Annotated in this window: 17 protein-coding genes; 7 read left to right on the forward strand and 10 right to left on the reverse strand. The window is 71.2% G+C overall.

What is annotated here, in order from left to right; genetic code table 11:
* Positions 1–23: 23 nt before the first annotated feature.
* Genes H1W00_RS07515 through mobA form a run of 5 tightly spaced genes read right to left on the reverse strand, consistent with a single transcriptional unit; the run spans position 24 to position 4,596 of the window.
* A complete protein-coding gene (locus H1W00_RS07515; RefSeq protein WP_181755106.1) occupies positions 24–1,388 on the reverse strand; it encodes a tetratricopeptide repeat protein in 1,365 nt (454 codons plus the stop codon).
* Positions 1,389–1,405: 17 nt separating this feature from the next.
* On the reverse strand, positions 1,406–2,638 hold the full coding sequence (locus H1W00_RS07520) for an ATP-binding protein (protein ID WP_181755108.1): 1,233 nt from the start codon (positions 2,636–2,638) through the stop codon (positions 1,406–1,408).
* A gap of 35 nt (positions 2,639–2,673) precedes the next feature.
* A complete protein-coding gene (locus H1W00_RS17045) occupies positions 2,674–3,804 on the reverse strand; it encodes a molybdopterin-binding protein (protein ID WP_181755110.1) in 1,131 nt (376 codons plus the stop codon).
* Positions 3,801–4,046 (reverse strand): DUF6457 domain-containing protein, encoded by a 246-nt coding sequence (locus H1W00_RS07530; RefSeq protein WP_181755112.1) that lies wholly within the window; start codon positions 4,044–4,046, stop codon positions 3,801–3,803. Before H1W00_RS07530 ends, H1W00_RS17045 begins: the two co-directional genes overlap by 4 nt.
* Positions 4,033–4,596, reverse strand: a complete 564-nt coding sequence (gene mobA / locus H1W00_RS07535) for a molybdenum cofactor guanylyltransferase (protein ID WP_181755114.1) — start codon at positions 4,594–4,596, stop codon at positions 4,033–4,035. Before mobA ends, H1W00_RS07530 begins: the two co-directional genes overlap by 14 nt.
* A 66-nt stretch (positions 4,597–4,662) precedes the next feature.
* Here mobA and H1W00_RS07540 point away from each other — a divergent pair, with 66 nt between their 5' ends.
* The 5 genes from H1W00_RS07540 to H1W00_RS07560 are packed head-to-tail and all read left to right on the forward strand — an operon-like array spanning position 4,663 to position 12,629.
* Positions 4,663–8,364 carry a nitrate reductase subunit alpha gene (locus tag H1W00_RS07540; RefSeq protein ID WP_181755116.1) on the forward strand — a complete coding sequence of 1,234 codons (3,702 nt, stop codon included), beginning with the start codon at positions 4,663–4,665 and terminating at the stop codon, positions 8,362–8,364.
* Positions 8,364–10,028, forward strand: coding sequence for a nitrate reductase subunit beta (gene narH, locus H1W00_RS07545; RefSeq protein ID WP_181755118.1), 1,665 nt, complete (start codon positions 8,364–8,366; stop codon positions 10,026–10,028). The genes H1W00_RS07540 and narH overlap by 1 nt, the downstream gene beginning before the upstream one ends.
* Entirely contained in the window at positions 10,025–10,654 is a 630-nt protein-coding gene (gene narJ, locus H1W00_RS07550; RefSeq protein WP_338072853.1) for a nitrate reductase molybdenum cofactor assembly chaperone, read from the forward strand. Before narH ends, narJ begins: the two co-directional genes overlap by 4 nt.
* A complete protein-coding gene (gene narI, locus H1W00_RS07555; RefSeq protein WP_181755120.1) occupies positions 10,654–11,415 on the forward strand; it encodes a respiratory nitrate reductase subunit gamma in 762 nt (253 codons plus the stop codon). The genes narJ and narI overlap by 1 nt, the downstream gene beginning before the upstream one ends.
* The gene (locus tag H1W00_RS07560) at positions 11,412–12,629 is read left to right on the forward strand and encodes an MFS transporter (protein WP_181755122.1); all 1,218 of its coding nucleotides are present in this window, start codon (positions 11,412–11,414) and stop codon (positions 12,627–12,629) included. Before narI ends, H1W00_RS07560 begins: the two co-directional genes overlap by 4 nt.
* On the opposite strand, the gene H1W00_RS07565 is transcribed toward H1W00_RS07560, so the two are convergent.
* From H1W00_RS07565 to H1W00_RS07575, 3 genes are all read right to left on the reverse strand, one after another.
* Positions 12,601–14,175 (reverse strand): SLC13 family permease, encoded by a 1,575-nt coding sequence (locus H1W00_RS07565; protein ID WP_181755132.1) that lies wholly within the window; start codon positions 14,173–14,175, stop codon positions 12,601–12,603. The genes H1W00_RS07560 and H1W00_RS07565 overlap by 29 nt on opposite strands.
* Before the next feature lie 74 nt (positions 14,176–14,249).
* Positions 14,250–14,570: a DUF503 domain-containing protein gene (locus H1W00_RS07570; RefSeq protein ID WP_338072854.1), complete on the reverse strand. Its 321-nt coding sequence runs from the start codon at positions 14,568–14,570 to the stop codon at positions 14,250–14,252.
* A 10-nt stretch (positions 14,571–14,580) separates the two neighbouring features.
* On the reverse strand, positions 14,581–15,144 hold the full coding sequence (locus H1W00_RS07575) for a TetR/AcrR family transcriptional regulator (RefSeq protein WP_181755137.1): 564 nt from the start codon (positions 15,142–15,144) through the stop codon (positions 14,581–14,583).
* Positions 15,145–15,181: 37 nt separating this feature from the next.
* Between H1W00_RS07575 and H1W00_RS07580 the strand changes: the two genes are divergently transcribed.
* Together H1W00_RS07580 and nhaA are read left to right on the forward strand one after the other, a co-directional pair.
* On the forward strand, positions 15,182–15,655 hold the full coding sequence (locus H1W00_RS07580) for a PaaI family thioesterase (protein WP_181755139.1): 474 nt from the start codon (positions 15,182–15,184) through the stop codon (positions 15,653–15,655).
* Between the two features lie 85 nt (positions 15,656–15,740).
* Positions 15,741–16,991, forward strand: a complete 1,251-nt coding sequence (nhaA, locus tag H1W00_RS07585) for a Na+/H+ antiporter NhaA (protein ID WP_181755141.1) — start codon at positions 15,741–15,743, stop codon at positions 16,989–16,991.
* Position 16,992: 1 nt separating this feature from the next.
* Here nhaA and H1W00_RS07590 read toward each other — a convergent pair whose 3' ends face one another.
* A complete protein-coding gene (locus tag H1W00_RS07590) occupies positions 16,993–17,298 on the reverse strand; it encodes a hypothetical protein (RefSeq protein ID WP_181755143.1) in 306 nt (101 codons plus the stop codon).
* On the reverse strand, positions 17,295–17,750 hold the full coding sequence (locus tag H1W00_RS07595) for a MarR family winged helix-turn-helix transcriptional regulator (RefSeq protein WP_181755145.1): 456 nt from the start codon (positions 17,748–17,750) through the stop codon (positions 17,295–17,297). Before H1W00_RS07595 ends, H1W00_RS07590 begins: the two co-directional genes overlap by 4 nt.
* Positions 17,751–17,805 lie beyond the last annotated feature (55 nt).

Here is a 17,805-nt window from a genome sequence, read left to right on the forward strand (position 1 = left end):
CCGGGGCCGGAGGGGCCGACGGCTCAGATCACGTTCGACGACCGCGTCGGCGGTTGCGGCTCGAGCAGTCGCTCCGGCCCGATCGAGCGCTCGACGGCGGTCACGGTGAGAGCGACGGCGGCCACGGTCATGGCGACCGTGAGCGCCGCCCAGCCCACGCGCGCTGCGGTGCGTCGGGCGTCGGTCCAGGCCGTCAGCGTGGCGGCCAGCATCGACGCCTGGAGGAACATCAACGCCGCCGCGGTCGCACTGGGCGCGAACGCCGCGCCGTACTCGAAGCGGCTGACCGAGACGGCGGTGATGATGAGCCCGGGGATCGCGAACAGCAGCATCCGGTTGCGCAGGCTGCGGGGGGTCACCTGTTCGGGCTCCCACGGCGCGGCCGCGAAGCCGCGGCGACGGAGGTCGAGCGTGCTGTGGACGACCGTCGCGCCCACCATGGCGACCGGGCCGACCGGCGAGTGGAGTGCCAGCAGGACCAGGCCGACCGCGAGGACGGCACCGAGGCACATCACCTCGATCCGCTGCGCCCGCGGCCACAGCCGCTCGACCGTCGACGCCGGGACACGCCGGCTGAGGACGAAGGACCATCCGGCGACGAGCACGCCGGTGACGGCGGCGATGAGGAGCGGGATCGCGTGGGTGCCGTGCGAGCTCGTGGCCAGCCAGGCCACCAGCGTCGCGGGCATCCACGTGACGCCGATCTCGGCCGCCCCGCGCGCCGCCAGCACCTGCCCCTCCAGGGCATGGCGCGACTCAGCGTGCATCGGGTCCATCGCCAGGATCGACAGGTAGATCGAGTTCCGCTCGTCCGGGGCGGACTTGAGCCGGGAGCGGAGCATCAGCAGGTCGACGTGCTGCGGGTGCTCCTGGAGGCCCTGGTCCACCAGCTCCCGGGCCCGGTCCCTGTCGCCGAGCTTCTCCTCGGCGCGCGCTGCCATGGCGATCAGGGACGGGTCGCGACTGAGGGCCAGGCCGCGGGCGTAGGAGTCGCGCACCTCCTGCTTCGCGGCCTTGGAGGCGAACGGCTCGGCGCGGAAGAGCGCGAGGGCGACGTGGGGCCACGGGTGGTGGGGCCACCACTCGAGCATCCGCTCGCACGAGTAGACGGCGTTGGCGCTGTCGCCGGTGTGGGCGGCGATCCGGGCGAAGGACAGCCAGGCCTCGAACGAGGGACCCTCGGCGTTCCCGGCGAGCGCCTCGGCGTGGGCCTCGGGGTATCGCTCGAGGTCGACCAGGACGGTGGACAGCCGCGCGTGGAGGTCGGCGTCGTGCGGGTGGGACGCCAGCGCCCGCCGCAGGAGCTGCTCCGCATCGTCCGTGCGTCCGATGTCGAGCAGCAGGTCGGACTGGTACAGGGCCGTGCGCGGGTCCATGGTGTCGCTCATCGTGTCCTCCGGCCGTGTCAGCGGATCCGACGAGACTTCAGGTAGGCCTCCAGCTCGTCGTAGCGGCCGTCGGCGTTGGCGAACTCCACGACGTTCCGGGCCGACTGGAGCCAGCTGGTGGTCGACGGCCTGATCTCTGCCAGCGCGGCGACGACGTCGTCCATGCCGATGGGGCGCACCTGGCCGTCGCCGAGTGACCGGGTGAGCGCCTTCTGCGCGCTGGCCTCGACGAGATGGGTCAGGTCGGCGCCCGAGAAGCCCTCGGTGCGGGCGACGATGGCGTCCACGTCGATGCCGGCGATGGGCCGGCGGGCGAAGGCCTTCTGCACGATGGCAGCCCGGGCGGGCGCGTCGGGCGGGACGACCAGCAGCATGCGGTCGAAGCGACCCGGTCGCAGCAGGGCCTGGTCGACCTCCCACGGCTGGTTCGTGGCGGCGAGGACGAAGAGGCCGTCGTTGTCCGAGCCGACGGAGTCGAGCTCGATGAGCAGCTGGTTGACGACGGCGCGCATGCCGGAGAAGCCGCTGCCGATGCCCGAGCGCTTCGCGCCGAGGCCGTCGATCTCGTCGAGGAACAGCACGGCCGGTGCGAGCTCGCGCGCTGCCGCGAAGAGTCGCTGCAGGTTCTTCTCGCTCTCGCCCTGGTACGGCCCCATCACGTCGGCGATCGAGGCGGTCAGGAAGCGCACGCCCAGCCCGCCGGCGATCGCCTTCGCGATGAACGTCTTGCCGCAGCCGGGCGGCCCGTAGAGGATCAGGCCGCCGCGCAGTGACGTGCCGAAGGCCTGGGCGATCTCGGGGGGGCGCATGGGGTCGAGGAACGCCTCGTTGATGCGCTGCTTCACCGAGTCGAGGCCGCCGACGTCGTCGAGCACGACGACCTCGGTGTCGATGTCGAGGACCGGATCGACGTCGCTGCCACCCGCGCCGACCTTCTCGCCCTGGGACACGAACGGGGGCGGGAGGTCGAGGTCGAGGTCGTCCTCGGCCTGGCTCCAGTCGAACCCGCCCTCGACGTTCGTGGCGTCCGGCGGCTCGTGAGGGGCCGCCGTCCCGGACGCCGCACGGGTGAGGACCTCGAGCGCGGCCGCGTCGGACGGGCGTGCGCGCAGGACGATCGACGCGTGCTCGGCGGCCTCGTCAACGCGGCCTCGCTCGAGCAGCATCCGGGCGACCTGCAGCCGCAGGTCGTGCTGTTCGGGCGCGGCCTCGAGCGCGGCGAAGAGGTTGTCGAACAGCGCGTCGCTCATGGGTCAGGAGTGTAGGGCGGGACGAGCGGGTCGTGTCACCAAACGCGGGGGAGCACGTCCACCCGGCCGCCGGGTGCGATTCCCGCGCGCGGCACGACGGCGACGACGTCGGCCTCGGCCAGTCCACGCAGCATGTGCGGTCGGCTGGTCCCGGCGGGGACGACCCCGTCCGGGGTGTGCACGGCAGGGACGAGGGTGGTGCCGGCCCGGCCCTCGAACGCCGCCCCGGCGACGGCGACCGCGGGCTCACGGAGGGCACCACCCGTGAATCCGGCGACCAGTGCCGGCACGAACGAGAGCGCCGTCAGCGCCGCGGCCAGGGGATTGCCGGGCAGGGCGAGCCAGGGGCGCCCGTCGGGCAGGACCGCCAGCGAGACGGGGTGCCCCGGACGCACGTCGACGCCGCGGAAGCGCACCTCGGCGCCGAGTGAGGACCACGCGCCCGCGATCGGGTCGGCCGAGGAGTGACCCGTTCCGCCCGCACTGATCAGGAGGTCCGCGTCGCTCGACCGCGCCGTCCGGGCCACGGCGGTCGCCTCGTCGTGGACGTGGTCGTGGTGGGAGGTCTTGGCGCCGAGCGCGGCGAGCAGCGGGGGCAGCATGGGCGTCATGACGTCGCGCACCTGACCCGGTTGGGGAAGGCCAGACCCGACGAGCTCGTCGCCCGTGACCAGCAGGTGCACGAGCGGGGCACGGCGGATCCCCACGTGGTCGTGGCCCGTGGCGGCCAGTACAGCGAGCCTCGCCGGGGTCAGTGCCGACCCGGCCGGAACGATCACGTCGCCGAGCGCGGCCTCCTCGCCCGCGGGTCGCAGGTGCCGGCCGGGCGGGGGAGCGTCGCCGTGGAGCAGGTCGCCCTCGACCCGGCCCAGCTCGGAGGGCAGCACGGAATCGGCGCCCTCCGGGGGAACGCCTCCCGTGACGATCGGCCGGGCGCTGCCGGTCGCGAGGGCTCCTTCGGACAGGTCGAGGCGCCAGGCCCCGGGGCCCGCCACGGCCCACCCGTCCATGGCCGAGGTGGTCGCGTGGGGGACCGGGCCGAGGGCGCACAGGTCCTCGGCGGCCGTGGTGCCCAGCGCCTCCGTGACGAGGAGCTCGATCACCTCGCCGGGGCTGATCGAGGCCTGCGCGATCTCGCGGGCCTCGTCCCAGGAGGGGTGGGTCACGCGAAGTCCTCCGCGGCGCGCTCGGCGCGGGCGACCAGGTCGGCCAACCCGTCCCGGTCGGCATCGGCCAGGCCGGCGGCGTAGCCGACCAGGAACGTGGTCAGCGGCGCGGCGGGTCGTACGACCGAGTGCGCCGCCGTACCGGCGAGGTCCAGCAGGGCCTCGGGATCGGCGTCGGGTGCGATGCCCAGCTCGGTCGTCAGGGCCTGCCACCAGCGCGCGAGGGTCTCATCGTTCGTCATCGGCGTACTCCTCCAGATCGTCGGGGGTGTCGAGGTCCGCACCGGCCTCGGTGCTGACAGGGACGTCGACCGGGTCCAGCCGGCCGATCAAGGATCGCAGGGAGAGGCCCTCCGTGGGCAGGGACGCGACCGCCGCGGCCAGGTCGCCGGCCCGGACCACGCTGGCGGCCCACTGGCGACGGCCCGAGGGGTCGACCGCCACCCGGTTGCCGGTGCCGTCGCGCAGCGCCGCCACCACGAGGTCGGGCCGGACGTGGTCGGCGGCGAGGACGAGAATCTCGTCGGCGGTACCCGGTGCCAGCGCGGCCAGGCCCGCGACCACCGCGTGGGCGGGGCCGGCGAACGGCGGGTCCTCCCGCACCCAGACGACCTCGCGACCGAGGTCGAGATCGCGTCGCGGACCCACGACCACCACGTCCGCGGCGTCCGCCACGGCGTCGATGGCCCGCCCCAGCAACGGCGTTCCGTCCACCGGGACCAGGACCTTGTCGATCCCGCCCAGCCGGCTCGAACGCCCGCCGGCCAGGACGATCGCGTGGAGCCGGGACATGGCCTCATCGTGCCCCAGGTGACACGAGGGTTGCGTGTGACCCACCCCAGAGACTTGGTTGGAGCCATGGCGAAGCCTCCCGATGGCCCCGCAAGCGCTGCACTGCTGCGAACCGGCCGGTTCTTCACGCGATGGGACGAGACGGACGACGGCAGGGCGGTGTTCCGCGAGGGTGGTCGTCGCGGCGACGTCTTCTACCGCGACCGCTGGAGCCACGACAAGGTCGTGAGGTCCACCCACGGCGTGAACTGCACGGGCTCGTGCTCCTGGAAGATCTACGTCAAGGACGGGATCATCACGTGGGAGGCCCAGCAGACCGACTATCCCTCCGTCGGACCCGATCGCCCCGAGTACGAGCCGCGCGGCTGCCCTCGGGGCGCTGCCTTCTCTTGGTACACCTACTCGCCGACCCGCGTGCGCTACCCGTACTCCCGCGGCGTGCTGCTCGAGATGTACCGCGAGGCCAAGGAGCGCCTCGGCGATCCGGTGCTGGCGTGGGCCGACGTGGTCGGCGACCCGGAGCGCCGGCGCCGCTACCAGCAGGCGCGCGGCAAGGGTGGCTTCGTCCGCACGAACTGGACCGAGGCCGTCGAGATGGTGGCCGCCGCGCAGGTGCACACGATCAAGGAGCACGGTCCCGACCGGATCGCGACCTTCAGCCCCATCCCGGCGATGTCGATGGTGTCGCACGCCGTGGGCGCCCGCTTCACGCACCTGCTCGGTGGCGCGATGACGTCGTTCTACGACTGGTACGCCGACCTCCCCGTGGCGAGCCCCCAGGTGTTCGGCGACCAGACCGACGTACCCGAGTCGGGCGACTGGTGGGACTCGACGTACCTGATGATGTGGGGCTCGAACGTCCCCGTGACCCGCACGCCGGACGCGCACTGGATGGCCGAGGTCCGCTACCGCGGCACCAAGGTCGTCACGATCAGTCCCGACTTCGCCGACAACACGAAGTTCGCCGACGAGTGGCTGCCCGCGCAGGCCGGCACCGACGGCGCCCTCGCGATGGCGATGACCCACGTCATCCTCAAGGAGTTCTTCGTCGAGCGCCGCGTGCCGTTCTTCGTCGACTACGTCCGCCAGTACACCGACCTGCCGTTCCTCATCACGCTCACGCCGAACGAGGAGCACGGCGGACTCGTGCCGGGCAAGTTCCTCACCGCGCGGGACCTCGGCGACGAGGCGCCCGAGGGCGCCTGGAAGACCGTCCTGATCGACGCCGCCACGGGCGAGCCGGTGGTCCCCAACGGCACGCTGGGCGACCGCTACTCCGAGTCGGGGGAGGGCAGGTGGAACCTCGACCTCCAGGGCGTCACCCCGGCGCTGTCGCTGCGGGACGCGAAGCTCGAGCCCGACGCCGCCGAGGTGCTGCTGCCAGCGTTCGCGGGGCTCAACGGCGACGGGGAGGTGCTGCGTCGCGGCGTGCCGGTCACCCGCATCGGCGACCGGCTCGTCACCACCGTGTTCGACCTCATGCTGGCGCAGCACGGGGTGGGCCGCCCCGACCTGCCGGGCGAGTGGCCGGCCGGCTACGAGGACGCCGAGTCCCCGTACACGCCCGCCTGGCAGGCCGAGATCACGAGCGTCCCGGCCGAGGCGTGCCTGCGCATCGCGCGCGAGTTCGCCACGAACGCGGAGGAGTCCGGCGGCCGCTCGATGATCATCCTGGGCGCAGGTGTGTGCCAGTGGTTCCACGCCGACGCCACGTACCGGGCGATCCTGTCAATGCTGCTGCTGACGGGCTGCATGGGCCGCAACGGCGGCGGCTGGGCCCACTACGTCGGCCAGGAGAAGTGCCGTCCGATCACGGGCTGGATCTCGTTGGCCAACAACCTCGACTGGAGCCGCCCGCCGCGCACCATGACGGGTACCTCGTACTGGTACATGCACACCGACCAGTGGCGCACCGACGGCTACCGCGCCGACGCGCTCGCGTCGCCGCTGGCCGAGGGTCACCTCTCCGGCATGCACACCGCCGACACGATCGCCCAGTCGGCGCGGATGGGCTGGATGCCCTTCTACCCGCAGTTCGACCGCAACCCGCTCGATCTCGCGGACGAGGCGCAGGCGGCGGTGGATGCGGGCACCGCCACGGACGTCAACGACTACGTGGTGCAGCGGCTCAAGGACGGAACGCTGAGGTTCGCGATCGAGGACGTCGACGCGCCCGAGAACTGGCCGCGCACCCTCATGCTGTGGCGGTCGAACCTGTTCGGCTCCTCCGCGAAGGGCAACGAGTACTTCCTCAAGCACCTGCTCGGCACGCACTCGAACGCCGTGGCCGTCGACGGGGAGCCGGCCGTGCGCCCCAAGGACGTGGTCTGGCGCGAGCAGGCGCCCGAGGGCAAGCTCGACCTGCTCGTCTCCGCGGACTTCCGCATGACGTCGACCACCCTGCTCTCGGACGTCGTCTTCCCGGCCGCCACCTGGTACGAGAAGCACGACCTGTCCTCGACGGACATGCACCCGTTCGTGCACGCCTTCACGCCGGCGATCGACCCGCCGTGGGAGTCCAGGACGGACTTCGACCTCTTCCACCACGTCGCCCGCAAGTTCTCCGAGCTCGCGAGAACGCATCTGGGCGTCCGCAAGGACATCGTCGCCGTCCCGATGCAGCACGACACCCCGGGCGAGACCTCGCAGCCCGGCGGCGTGGTGCTGGACTGGAAGCGCGGCGACGTCGAGCCCATCCCGGGCCGCACGATGCCGGCGCTGCACGTCATCGAGCGCGACTACACGGCGGTGGCCGACAAGCTCAAGGCGATCGGCCCCCTCGCCGACCGGCTGGGCTTCGGCGTCAAGAACGTCACGTTCGACCTGTCGAAGGCGCTCGACATCCTCGCGAGGTCCGGCGGCGTGTTCGACTCGGGTCCCGCCGCGGGCCGCCCCGCGATCGACACGGACTCCAAGATGGCCGAGGCGATCCTGACGCTGTCGGGCACGACGAACGGCGAGCTGGCCACGCAGGGCTTCCACACGCTGGAGAAGCGGGTCGGCAAACGGCTCGCCGACCTCGCCGAGGGATCGGAGGAGAAGCGGATCACCTTCGCCCAGACGCAGGCGGCACCCGTGCCCGTCATCACCTCCCCGGAGTGGTCGGGCTCCGAGACCGGCGGCCGGCGGTACGCGCCCTTCACGGTCAACGTCGAGCGGCTCAAGCCGTGGCACACGCTCACCGGGCGGATGCACTTCTTCCTCGACCACGACTGGATGCGCGACCTCGGCGAGGCGATGCCGATCTACCGGCCGCCCCTGGACATGAGCCGGCTGTTCGGCGGGCCGCGCCTGGGCGACAACGGCGAGCGCGAGATCACGGTGCGCTACCTGACGCCGCACTCGAAGTGGTCGATCCACTCGGAGTACCAGGACAACCTGCTGATGCTGTCGCTCTCGCGCGGTGGTCCGACCGCGTGGCTCAGCCGGGAGGACGCCGCCGCGATCGGGGTCAGCGACAACGACTGGATCGAGTGCTCGAACCCGAACGGCGTGTTCGTGTGCCGGGCGATCGTGACGCACCGCCTGCCCGAGGGCGTCACCTTCGTCCACCACGCGCAGGAGCGCACGATCGACGTGCCGAAGTCGGAGTTCTCGGGCCGTCGCGGCGGCATCCACAACAGCGTGACCCGGGTGCTGGTCAAGCCGACGCACCTCATCGGCGGCTACGCGCAGCTGTCCTACGCGTTCAACTACCTCGGTCCCACCGGCAACCAGCGGGACATCATCGCGACGATCCGTCGCCGTTCGCAGGAGGTGACGTACTGATGCGTGTCATGGCCCAGATGGGCATGGTGATGAACCTCGACAAGTGCATCGGCTGCCACACGTGCTCCGTCACGTGCAAGCAGGCGTGGACGAATCGCGCGGGCACCGAGTACGTGTGGTTCAACAACGTGGAGACCCGGCCCGGCCAAGGCTATCCGCGCCGCTACGAGGACCAGGAGCAATGGAAGGGCGGCTGGGAGCTGAACGGCCGCGGCAACCTCGTGCTCAAGGCCGGCGGACGCCTGAAGAAGCTGTTCGGCATCTTCGCCAGCCCCGTCCAGCCCGAGCTGAGCGACTACTACGAGCCGTGGACTTACGACTACTCCACGCTCATCGACGCACCGCTCGGCGACGACTTCCCCGTGGCCCGGCCGAAGTCGCTCATCACGGGCGAGGACACCAAGATCTCGTGGTCGGCGAACTGGGACGACAACCTCGGCGGCACGAGCGAGCTGGGGCACCTCGACCCGATCGTGGAGAAGGTCCGCCGCGAGAGCGAGGACCGGATCACGTTCGAGTTCGAGCAGACCTTCATGTTCTACCTGCCGCGCATCTGCGAGCACTGCCTCAACCCCTCGTGCATGGCGTCGTGCCCGTCGGGCGCGATCTACAAGCGCGAGGAGGACGGCATCGTCCTGGTCGACCAGGACCGCTGCCGCGGCTGGCGCCAGTGCATCACCGGATGTCCGTACAAGAAGATCTACTTCAACCACAAGTCCGGCAAGGCCGAGAAGTGCACCTTCTGCTACCCGCGGATCGAGGTCGGCCTGCCGACCGTGTGCGCCGAGACGTGCGTGGGCCGGCTGCGCTACCTCGGGCTGTTCCTGTACGACGCCGACGCCGTGACGGACGCGGCGTCGACCCCCGATCCGCAGGACCTGTACGGGGCGCAGCTCGACCTCATGCTCGACCCGGACGATCCCGAGGTGGCGCGCGCCGCCCGCGAGCAGGGCATCCCCGACGACTGGATCGCCGCCGCCCGCCGGTCGCCGGTCTACGCGCTGGCCAAGAAGTACCGGGTCGCGCTGCCGCTGCATCCGGAGTACCGCACGATGCCGATGGTCTGGTACGTCCCGCCGCTGTCGCCGATCGTCGACCTGCTGCGCGAGCAGGGCCACGACGCGGAGGCGCCCGCGACGCTGTTCGGCGCGATCGACGCGCTGAGGATCCCGGTGGAGTACCTCGCCGAGCTCTTCACCGCCGGCGACACCCAGGTCATCACCGAGGTGCTCAACAAGCTCGCGGCGATGCGGTCGTACATGCGCGACGTCAGCCTCGGCCGCGAGGGCGACGCGTCGATCCCCGAGGCCGTCGGGATGACCGAGGAGTCGATGTACGAGATGTACCGGCTGATGGCCATCGCGAAGTACGAGGAGCGCTACGTCATCCCGAAGGCGCACGCCGAGCAGGCGCACGACCTCGAGGAGCTCGGCTGCTCGCTCGACTTCGACGAGGGCCCCGGAATGGGCGGCTCGGGTCCGTTCGGCGAGGCCAGCGGCGGGCCCGTGCCGGTCGCGGTCGAGACCTTCCACGCGCTCAAGAACCGCCAGGAGGGCGACTCGCTGGCCAGCGACGACCAGCTGCGTGGCCGGGTCAACCTGCTGAACTGGGACGGCAACGGCACGCCCGCCGGGATGTTCCCCGACCGGGGCGCGGACGCGTGAGCGCGCGCATCGTCCACCAGGTCGCCTCGTGGGTGCTGTCCTACCCGCACGACGACGTGGTCCAGGCGCTCCCCGGACTCGCCACCGCCCTGCGCGAGCAGCGCCGGCCGACCGAGGCGGTGCGCGAGCTGCTCGCCGTCGTCGAGGCGCTCGCGCAGGTCCCGGCGGAGCAGCTGCGACACGACTACGTCGAGACGTTCGACCTGACCCGGCGGCACGCGCTGCACCTGTCCTACTGGACCGAGGGCGACACGCGTCGCCGCGGCGAGGTGCTGGCCGCGTTCAAGCAGGTCTACCGCGACAGCGGCCAGGTGGTCCGCCTGGACGGCGAGCTGCCCGACCACCTGCCGGTGGTCCTGGAGTTCGCGGCCGTCGTCGACCCCGAGACGGGCACCGCGCTGCTGCAGAAGTACCGCGCGAGCCTGGAGCTGCTGCGCATCGAGCTCGAGGACGACGCGTCGCCGTGGGCCGGAGCGGGGCGCGCCGTGTGCGCCACCCTGCCGGGTGCGTCGCCGCGCACGAGGACCGAGGCGATGGCGCTGGCCGGTCCGGTGCAGCCGGTCGAGTCGGTGGGACTGGAGCCGTACGACCCGCGGCTGCTGCCGCTGGCGGAAGGAGCGCGCTGATGGACGTCCTGCTCTGGGGCGTGCTGCCCTACGTCATGCTGGCCGTCCTCGTCGGCGGCACGATCTGGCGCTACCGCTACGACAAGTTCGGGTGGACGACGCGCTCGTCGCAGCTCTACGAGTCGCGGCTGCTGCGGATCGGCTCCCCGCTGTTCCACTTCGGCATCCTCATGGTCGCGATCGGGCACTTCGGCGGCCTCGTGATCCCCAAGAGCTGGACGGAGGCGCTCGGCGTCTCGCAGGACCTCTACCACTTCAACGCCCTGTTCTTCGGCGCGATCGCGGGGATCGCGACCCTCGCGGGCATCGTGCTGCTGATCTACCGCCGTCGCACCACCGGTCCCGTCTTCATGGCCACGACGACGAACGACAAGGTCATGTACGTCGTGCTGGTCTCGGCCATCGTGCTGGGACTGTGGACCACCCTCGTGTCGGTCGGCGCCGGGCACGACGCGCACGACTACCGCGAGACGGTCTCGCCGTGGTTCCGGTCGATCTTCGCGCTCCAGCCGAACGTCGACGCGATGGCGGCGGCGCCGTACCAGTTCCACATCCACGTCCTGGTCGGGATGCTGCTGTTCACGATCTGGCCGTTCACCCGGCTGGTCCACGCCTTCACGGCGCCCCTGCACTACCTGTTCCGTCCCTACATCGTCTACCGCAGTCGCGACGTGGGACGCAGCGCCGGGGCCCGCGCCCCGCGGGCCGGATGGGACCCCGTCGGCACGCGCGACAACGCACGCGGAAGGAGATCACGATGAGCGATCAGCAGCACCAGCTCGAGGCCGGCCGGGGGAGGAACCTGGCCCTGGCCACCCTCGCCTTCACGATCAGCTTCTGGGCCTGGAACGTCATCGGGCCGCTGGGCGTGCGCTACGCCGAGCAGCTCGACCTCACCGCCAACGAGAAGTCGCTGTTGGTGGCGACGCCCGTCCTGGTCGGCTCGCTCGGGCGCATCCTCGCCGGAGCGATGACCGACCGCTTCGGCGGCCGGATCATGTTCCCCGTCCTGATGATCGTGTCGGCTCCCTTCGTGCTGCTCGTCGCCTTCGCCGGCGACCGGGGGTCGTACCCCCTCCTGCTGGTGTTCGGGTTCTTCCTCGGCATCGCGGGCACGACGTTCGCGGTGGGCATCCCGTTCGTCAACGCATGGTTCGACAAGCCGCGACGAGGCTTCGCCACCGGCGTCTTCGGAGCGGGCATGGGCGGCACGGCGCTCTCGTCGTTCTTCACCCCGCGGATGGTGGAGTGGTTCGGCTACGGGCTCACGCACGTGCTGATCGCGGCGGCGCTGGTCGCGGTGGCGGTGCTGTCGTGGGTGATGATGCGCGACTCGCCAGCCTGGACCGCCAACAGCGACCCGGTCGCGCCCAAGCTGGTCGCTGCCCTGAAGCTGCCGATCACGTGGCAGATGTCGTTCCTCTACGCCGTGACCTTCGGCGGCTTCGTCGCCTTCTCGACCTACCTGCCGACCTACCTCAAGGACGTGTACGACTTCGACCTGGCCGCCGCGGGCACGCGCACCGCGGGGTTCGCGCTGGCTGCCGTGGCCGCGCGTCCGCTCGGCGGCACCCTGTCGGACAGGCTCGGCCCGAAGGTCGTCACCGGCGTCTCGCTGGTGGGCACCGTCGTGATGGCCGGCGTGGTGGCCCTGCAGCCCGTGCCCGAGATTCCCGCCGGCGCCTCGTTCATCTTGCTGGCGCTCTTCCTCGGCCTCGGTACCGGCGCCGTCTTCGCGTGGGTCGCGCAGCTGGCACCGCCGGAGCGGGTCGGCAGCGTGACGGGGATCGTCGGCGCCGCCGGTGGCCTCGGCGGGGTCTTCCCGCCGCTCGTGATGGGCGCGACGGACGACGCCGAGGACCACAGCTACACGATCGGGCTGGTGCTGCTCATGGCCGTCGCCCTGGCCGCGTTCGTGTTCTCCCAGTGGGGGATCCGCAAGCGCGTCAGCCGATCCCCAGCAGGTTCGCCATGACGGTGACGCCCGTGACGATGATGACGATGCCGATGACGTCGAACACGATGCCGGAGCGCAGCATCTTGGTGATCGGGACCATTCCGGTGCCGTAGACGATCGCGTTCGGCGGCGTCGACACCGGCAGCATGAACCCGAACGACGCGCCGAAGATGGCGGCCAGCACGGGGATCGCCGGGTTCACGTCGGCCGCGAGCGCCAGCTGGGCGGCGATCGGCGCGACCACCACGACGCTGGCGGTGTTGCTCGTGGTCTCGCTGATGATCACGGCAATGACGGTGGCCAGGATCGTGATGCCGACGAGCGTCTCGGTGCCCAGCAGGTCGCCCAGGGAGGTGCCCATCGTCTCGGCCAGGCCCGTGGACGACAGCAGCCCGCCGAGGGCGATGCCGCTGCCGAACAGGATGATCGTGCCCCAGTCGATCTTGACCGCGTCGTTCCAGTTCAGGGTGAACTCGCGCTTCTCCCAGTTCAGCGGCAGCAGGAAGAGCAGCGAGGCCGCGAAGATCGCCACGGCGCCCTCGTCGAGGTGCTCCAGCAGCCAGTCGTAGGTGGCGGACTCGCCGCCCGTGACCAGGCCGACCGCGCCCGGCAGGATCCAGAGGGTGACCGCGACGCCGAACGCGATGAGGGTGTTGCGACCGCCGGTGCCCATCGAGCCGAGCTTCTCGCGCTCCTCGGTGATGTAGCCCTCGACGCCCTCCACGTGCTTGAGCTCGGGCTTGTTGAGCCGCACCAGCAGGACGCACAGGACGGCGAACATCACCAGGACGAGCGGGAACGCCAGGAGCATCCACTGGAAGAACGGGATGGTGATGTCCAGCTCCTCCTCCAAGTAGGCCCGGCCGATGAGGTTGGGCGGGCTGCCCACCGGGGTGAGCAGGCCGCCGACGCTCGCGCTGTAGGCGACCATGAGCATCAGCGCGGTGGCGAACCGGAGCCGCTGGGGGTTCACGTCGACGTCGCCGTCACCGCTGCGGCGCATCGCCGAGGCCATGAATCCGACGATGCCGGCGGCGATCGGCATCATCATCGCGGCGGTGGCGGTGTTGGAGACGAAGCCGCTCAGCACGGCCGTGATCACGCCGAACGCCACCACGATGCGCGTCGTCGACCGGGCGATCCCGGGCAGGTTCAGGATGCCGAACGCGAAGCGCCGGTCGAGCCCGTGCTTGCTCATCGACTCGGCCAGGATGAAGCCGCCGATGAAGACGAAGATCGTGCTGTTGCCGAAGGAGCCGAAGACGTCGTCGGCCGGGGCGATCCCCAGTGCGATGACCGCCGCCATCGCCAGCATGGCCGTGACCGGGATCGGGATGGCCTCGCAGATCCAGTAGACGGCCACCCAGGCCAGGACACCCGCCAGCCGCTGAGCCGGCTCGTCGAGCGAGCTGCACGCGAGGTAGACCACGATCCCCAGGACGGGCCCGGCGAACAGGCCGGTGGTGCGGCGGATGCGCTCGAACCGCTGCTCCGCCGGACTCAGGGTCTCCTGGACCTCGTCGAACGTGCGGTAGGTGGTCGGTCGTTCCTCGGCCGTGCTCATCGCGCCCCCTGCAGGTGGTGATCGGAGTCACATGCAGCCTAGGGAGGCCCACCCGGTTGCGCGAACGCAGCGGCTCAGCCGAACGGGAGCTCGCCCTGGTCGTCCTCGTCGTCGGCGCTGCTCGCCAGGTGGCGGTGGGCCTGGAGGATCTCGACCTCCGGCCGGTCGGCCATCCAGCGCTCGACGGAGTCCAGCACGTCGACCACGTGGGACCGGTCGATGGACACGAGGGACCCGCCGATCCCGGCGCGGCGGTACAGGTCGAGGGAGTCGGTCTCGGCCGCGGACACCGAGAACCGGCGCCGCAGCTCGTTGACGATGGGTCGCACGATCGCGCGCTTCTCCTTCAGGGAGTGCACGTCACCCAGTCGCAGATCGAACTCGATCCATCCCACCCACACAGGCTCAGTGTGGCAGCAGGTCGTCGACGAACCGGTGAAGGTGCGTGCGCAGGTCCTCGAGGGGCTGCACGGTGCGCAGGGCACGCGCGGTCAGGATGGCGCCCTCGATGGCGCTGATCTGGAAGCGCGCGAACGCCGTCGCGGCCTCCGGCTCCGCACCTGCCGCGACCAGGCGGTCGGCGAACGACCGGGTCCACGTGGCGAACGCCTCGGCCGCCGCCTCGACCACCTCCGGGTACTCGCTGCCGGCGAGTGCGGCGGCCGCTACGGGGCAGCCCAGCGCGAAGTCGTGTCGCCGCATCTGGCCGATCCCCCAGTCGATGCGGCGGTCGAGATGGGCGTGCGGATCGGCCGGCTCGTCGGAGCGGACGATGAACTCGCCGGCCCGCCGCGTCGCCGCCGCGACCAGCTCGGCCTTGCCGCCCGGGAAGTGCTGGTAGATCGACTGCCGTGCCGCGCCGCTCGTGTGGAGCAGATCGGCGATGCCGGTGCCCTGGACGCCGTGGCGGCGCAGGGAGGTGATCGTGGCGTCGAGGAGCCGCTCGCGAGGGGAGGGGCGGGAGGCCATGTGGACACAGTAGACCGATCGGTCTACATTGACCAGCATGAGTGCCCCCGGCCTGACCGACGACCAGCTCGCCGCCATGTCCCGTATGAGCGGCCTGGAGTTCCTGCGGTTCGCGTTCGCGCTGCCGAGCGACCAGCGACCCGCCGTGATCGGTGACCTGTTCGGGATGCGGATCGTGTCGCTGGAGGAGGGGACCGCCTCGTTCTCGATCCAGTCGCTGCCCACCGCCGCCAACCCCTTGGGCACGCTGCACGGCGGTGCGTGCGCCACGCTGCTCGACTCCGTCATGGGGTGCGCGGTCCACACGACGCTCGGTGCCGGCGTCGGCTACGGAACGCTCGAGCTCAAGGTCAACTACATCCGCACGGTCCCGGTCGACGGCCGCACGCTGACCGGCACCGGGAACGTGATCCACGTGGGCCGCAGCACGGCCACGGCGGAGGGCAAGGTGCTCGACGAGAACGGCAAGCTCGTCGCCCACGGCACCACCACCTGCATGATCTACTCCTGAGCCCGTGCCTCGCGCCCGTTAGGGTGGAGTCAGGTGTGCCGGGAAGTCTGGTCGGCGTCCTGCCGCCGACCCCTCGAGGAAACCCATGAGCTCACCTGGTCTGTTCACCCGCGGAAGCTGGCCTGAGGCCTCCCGCGTCGCCGACGTGCTGCGCCGCGAGACGGTCGGCGGGACGATCCTGCTGGTCGCCGCGGTCGCGGCTCTCGTCCTGGCGAACTCGCCGTGGTCGGATGCGTACTTCGACCTGGCGGAGACGCGCATCGGTCCGGCCTCCCTGCACCTGGACCTCACCGTCTCGGCGTGGGCGGCCGACGGCCTGCTGGCCATCTTCTTCTTCGTCGTGGGACTCGAGCTCAAGCGGGAGTTCGTCGCCGGCGACCTGCGTGATCCGCGCCGCGCAATGCTGCCCGTGGTCGCGGCGGTGGGCGGCATGATCGCTCCGGCCCTCATCTTCGTGGCGATCAACGCCGGCCACGGGACCACGCACGGCTGGGCCATCCCGACCGCGACCGACATCGCCTTCGCCGTGGCGGTGCTGGCGGTGCTGGGCACCTACCTGCCGCTGGCCCTGCGTACCTTCCTGCTGACGCTCGCCGTGGTCGACGACCTCCTGGCGATCACCGTGATCGCGGTGTTCTACACCGCCGAGCTCGACCTGGCCATGCTCGCCGCGGCGTTCATCCCGCTGCTCGCCTTCGCGGTCGTTGCCCGCCGCGCCCCGAATTGGTGGTGGCTGCTGATCCCGCTCGCCGTGGTGACGTGGGTGCTCATGCACGAGTCCGGCGTCCACGCGACCGTCGCGGGCGTGCTGCTCGGCTTCACCGTCCCGGCGCACGGCCACCACAGCGTCGCCGAGCGGATGGAGCACCGCGTCCGGCCGGTGTCCACGGGCTTCGCCGTGCCGGTGTTCGCGTTCTTCGCCGCCGGGGTGGCGGTGTCGGGGGAGGTGCTCTCGGGTGCCTTCGACTCCCCGGTGACGTGGGGCATCGTCCTGGGTCTCGTGCTCGGCAAGCCGATCGGCATCGTCGGCAGCTCGATGCTGCTGTCGGCGACGACGCGCGCCCAGCTGGACCCGAGCATCCGCTGGATCGACGTGATCGGGGTGGCGATGCTCGCGGGGATCGGCTTCACCGTCTCGCTGCTGATCGGCGACCTGGCCTTCGTCGACGAGGGACGCGAGGACTACGTGAAGATCGGTGTCCTGCTCGGCTCGCTCGTCGCGGCCGCGCTCGCGGCGGTGGTGCTGCGGGCGAGGAACCGCCACTACCGCGAGGTCGAGGAGCAGGAGTCGCGCGACGACGACGCCGACGGCGTCCCCGACGCGTTCCAGCGCTGAGTCAGAGCACCCAGACGAAGCCGGCCACGCAGAACGACAGCAGCAGCACGAGCCACGGGGTGGTGCGCCAGCTGAGCGGCGGCTTGTCGAGGATCACCACGGTGACGCCGTAGATGATCAGCGCCAGCGGCACCGAGACCACCAGCAGGATGATCTGGTCGCTGCGCCGGTCGGCCCCGAGGGCGTAGGCGGCGCCGATCGCGCCGAACAGGCCGTGGATCGACGTGACCACCCAGGTGATCGCCATGATCCGGCGTCGGACGATGTTGAGGGACTCCTCCGAGGCGTCGGGGAGGCGCTGGCTCATGCCGTGGTCCTTTCGTGGGCGCGGTCGGCCCGCTCGATGAGTTCGTGCAGCCACCGGTTGACCTGCTCCAGCTCGGCGACGTCCATGTCGAACCGGTCGAGCATCGTGGCCGGGACCGCGAGGGCTCGCTCGCGCAGCGCCCGGCCCTCGGGCGTCACGGTGAGGGCGAAGGCGCGGTCGTCACCGGCGCGGCGGTCGCGGCGGACGAGGCCGGATGCCTCGAGGCGCTTGACGAGGGGAGAGACGGTGGCCGGCTCGAGGCGCAGCACGTCGCTCAGGCCGCGCAGCGTCAGCCCGTCGTTCTCCCACAGCGCAAGCATCACGAGGTACTGCGGGTGCGTGAGGCCCAACGGCTCGAGGACGTCGCGGTAGCAGCCGATCACGGTGCGCGACGCCACGGACAGCGCGAAGCAGACCTGCTCGTCGAGGGACAGCGGATTCGGGGCGGCCATGCCGTCAGTGTACTAATGGTTCGTGCACTCACGAAATCACCCGTGCGGTTGGCCC

Source organism: Aeromicrobium phoceense, assembly GCF_013868155.1.
In the GTDB taxonomy this organism is placed as follows: domain Bacteria; phylum Actinomycetota; class Actinomycetes; order Propionibacteriales; family Nocardioidaceae; genus Aeromicrobium; species Aeromicrobium phoceense.

Bases quoted from the DNA above. Each gene is read 5' to 3' on its own strand.
- H1W00_RS07595 (WP_181755145.1), bottom strand. From the start codon at position 17,750: ATGGCCGCCCCGAATCCGCTGTCCCTCGACGAGCAGGTCTGCTTCGCG.
- H1W00_RS07515 (WP_181755106.1), bottom strand. From the start codon at position 1,388: ATGAGCGACACCATGGACCCGCGCACGGCCCTGTACCAGTCCGACCTG.
- H1W00_RS07565 (WP_181755132.1), bottom strand. From the start codon at position 14,175: ATGAGCACGGCCGAGGAACGACCGACCACCTACCGCACGTTCGACGAG.
- H1W00_RS07560 (WP_181755122.1), top strand. From the start codon at position 11,412: ATGAGCGATCAGCAGCACCAGCTCGAGGCCGGCCGGGGGAGGAACCTG.
- H1W00_RS07520 (WP_181755108.1), bottom strand. From the start codon at position 2,638: ATGAGCGACGCGCTGTTCGACAACCTCTTCGCCGCGCTCGAGGCCGCG.
- H1W00_RS07540 (WP_181755116.1), top strand. From the start codon at position 4,663: ATGGCGAAGCCTCCCGATGGCCCCGCAAGCGCTGCACTGCTGCGAACC.
- H1W00_RS07590 (WP_181755143.1), bottom strand. From the start codon at position 17,298: ATGAGCCAGCGCCTCCCCGACGCCTCGGAGGAGTCCCTCAACATCGTC.
- nhaA (WP_181755141.1), top strand. From the start codon at position 15,741: ATGAGCTCACCTGGTCTGTTCACCCGCGGAAGCTGGCCTGAGGCCTCC.
- H1W00_RS07575 (WP_181755137.1), bottom strand. From the start codon at position 15,144: ATGGCCTCCCGCCCCTCCCCTCGCGAGCGGCTCCTCGACGCCACGATC.
- narI (WP_181755120.1), top strand. From the start codon at position 10,654: ATGGACGTCCTGCTCTGGGGCGTGCTGCCCTACGTCATGCTGGCCGTC.
- narH (WP_181755118.1), top strand. From the start codon at position 8,364: ATGCGTGTCATGGCCCAGATGGGCATGGTGATGAACCTCGACAAGTGC.
- H1W00_RS07580 (WP_181755139.1), top strand. From the start codon at position 15,182: ATGAGTGCCCCCGGCCTGACCGACGACCAGCTCGCCGCCATGTCCCGT.
- mobA (WP_181755114.1), bottom strand. From the start codon at position 4,596: ATGTCCCGGCTCCACGCGATCGTCCTGGCCGGCGGGCGTTCGAGCCGG.
- H1W00_RS07530 (WP_181755112.1), bottom strand. From the start codon at position 4,046: ATGACGAACGATGAGACCCTCGCGCGCTGGTGGCAGGCCCTGACGACC.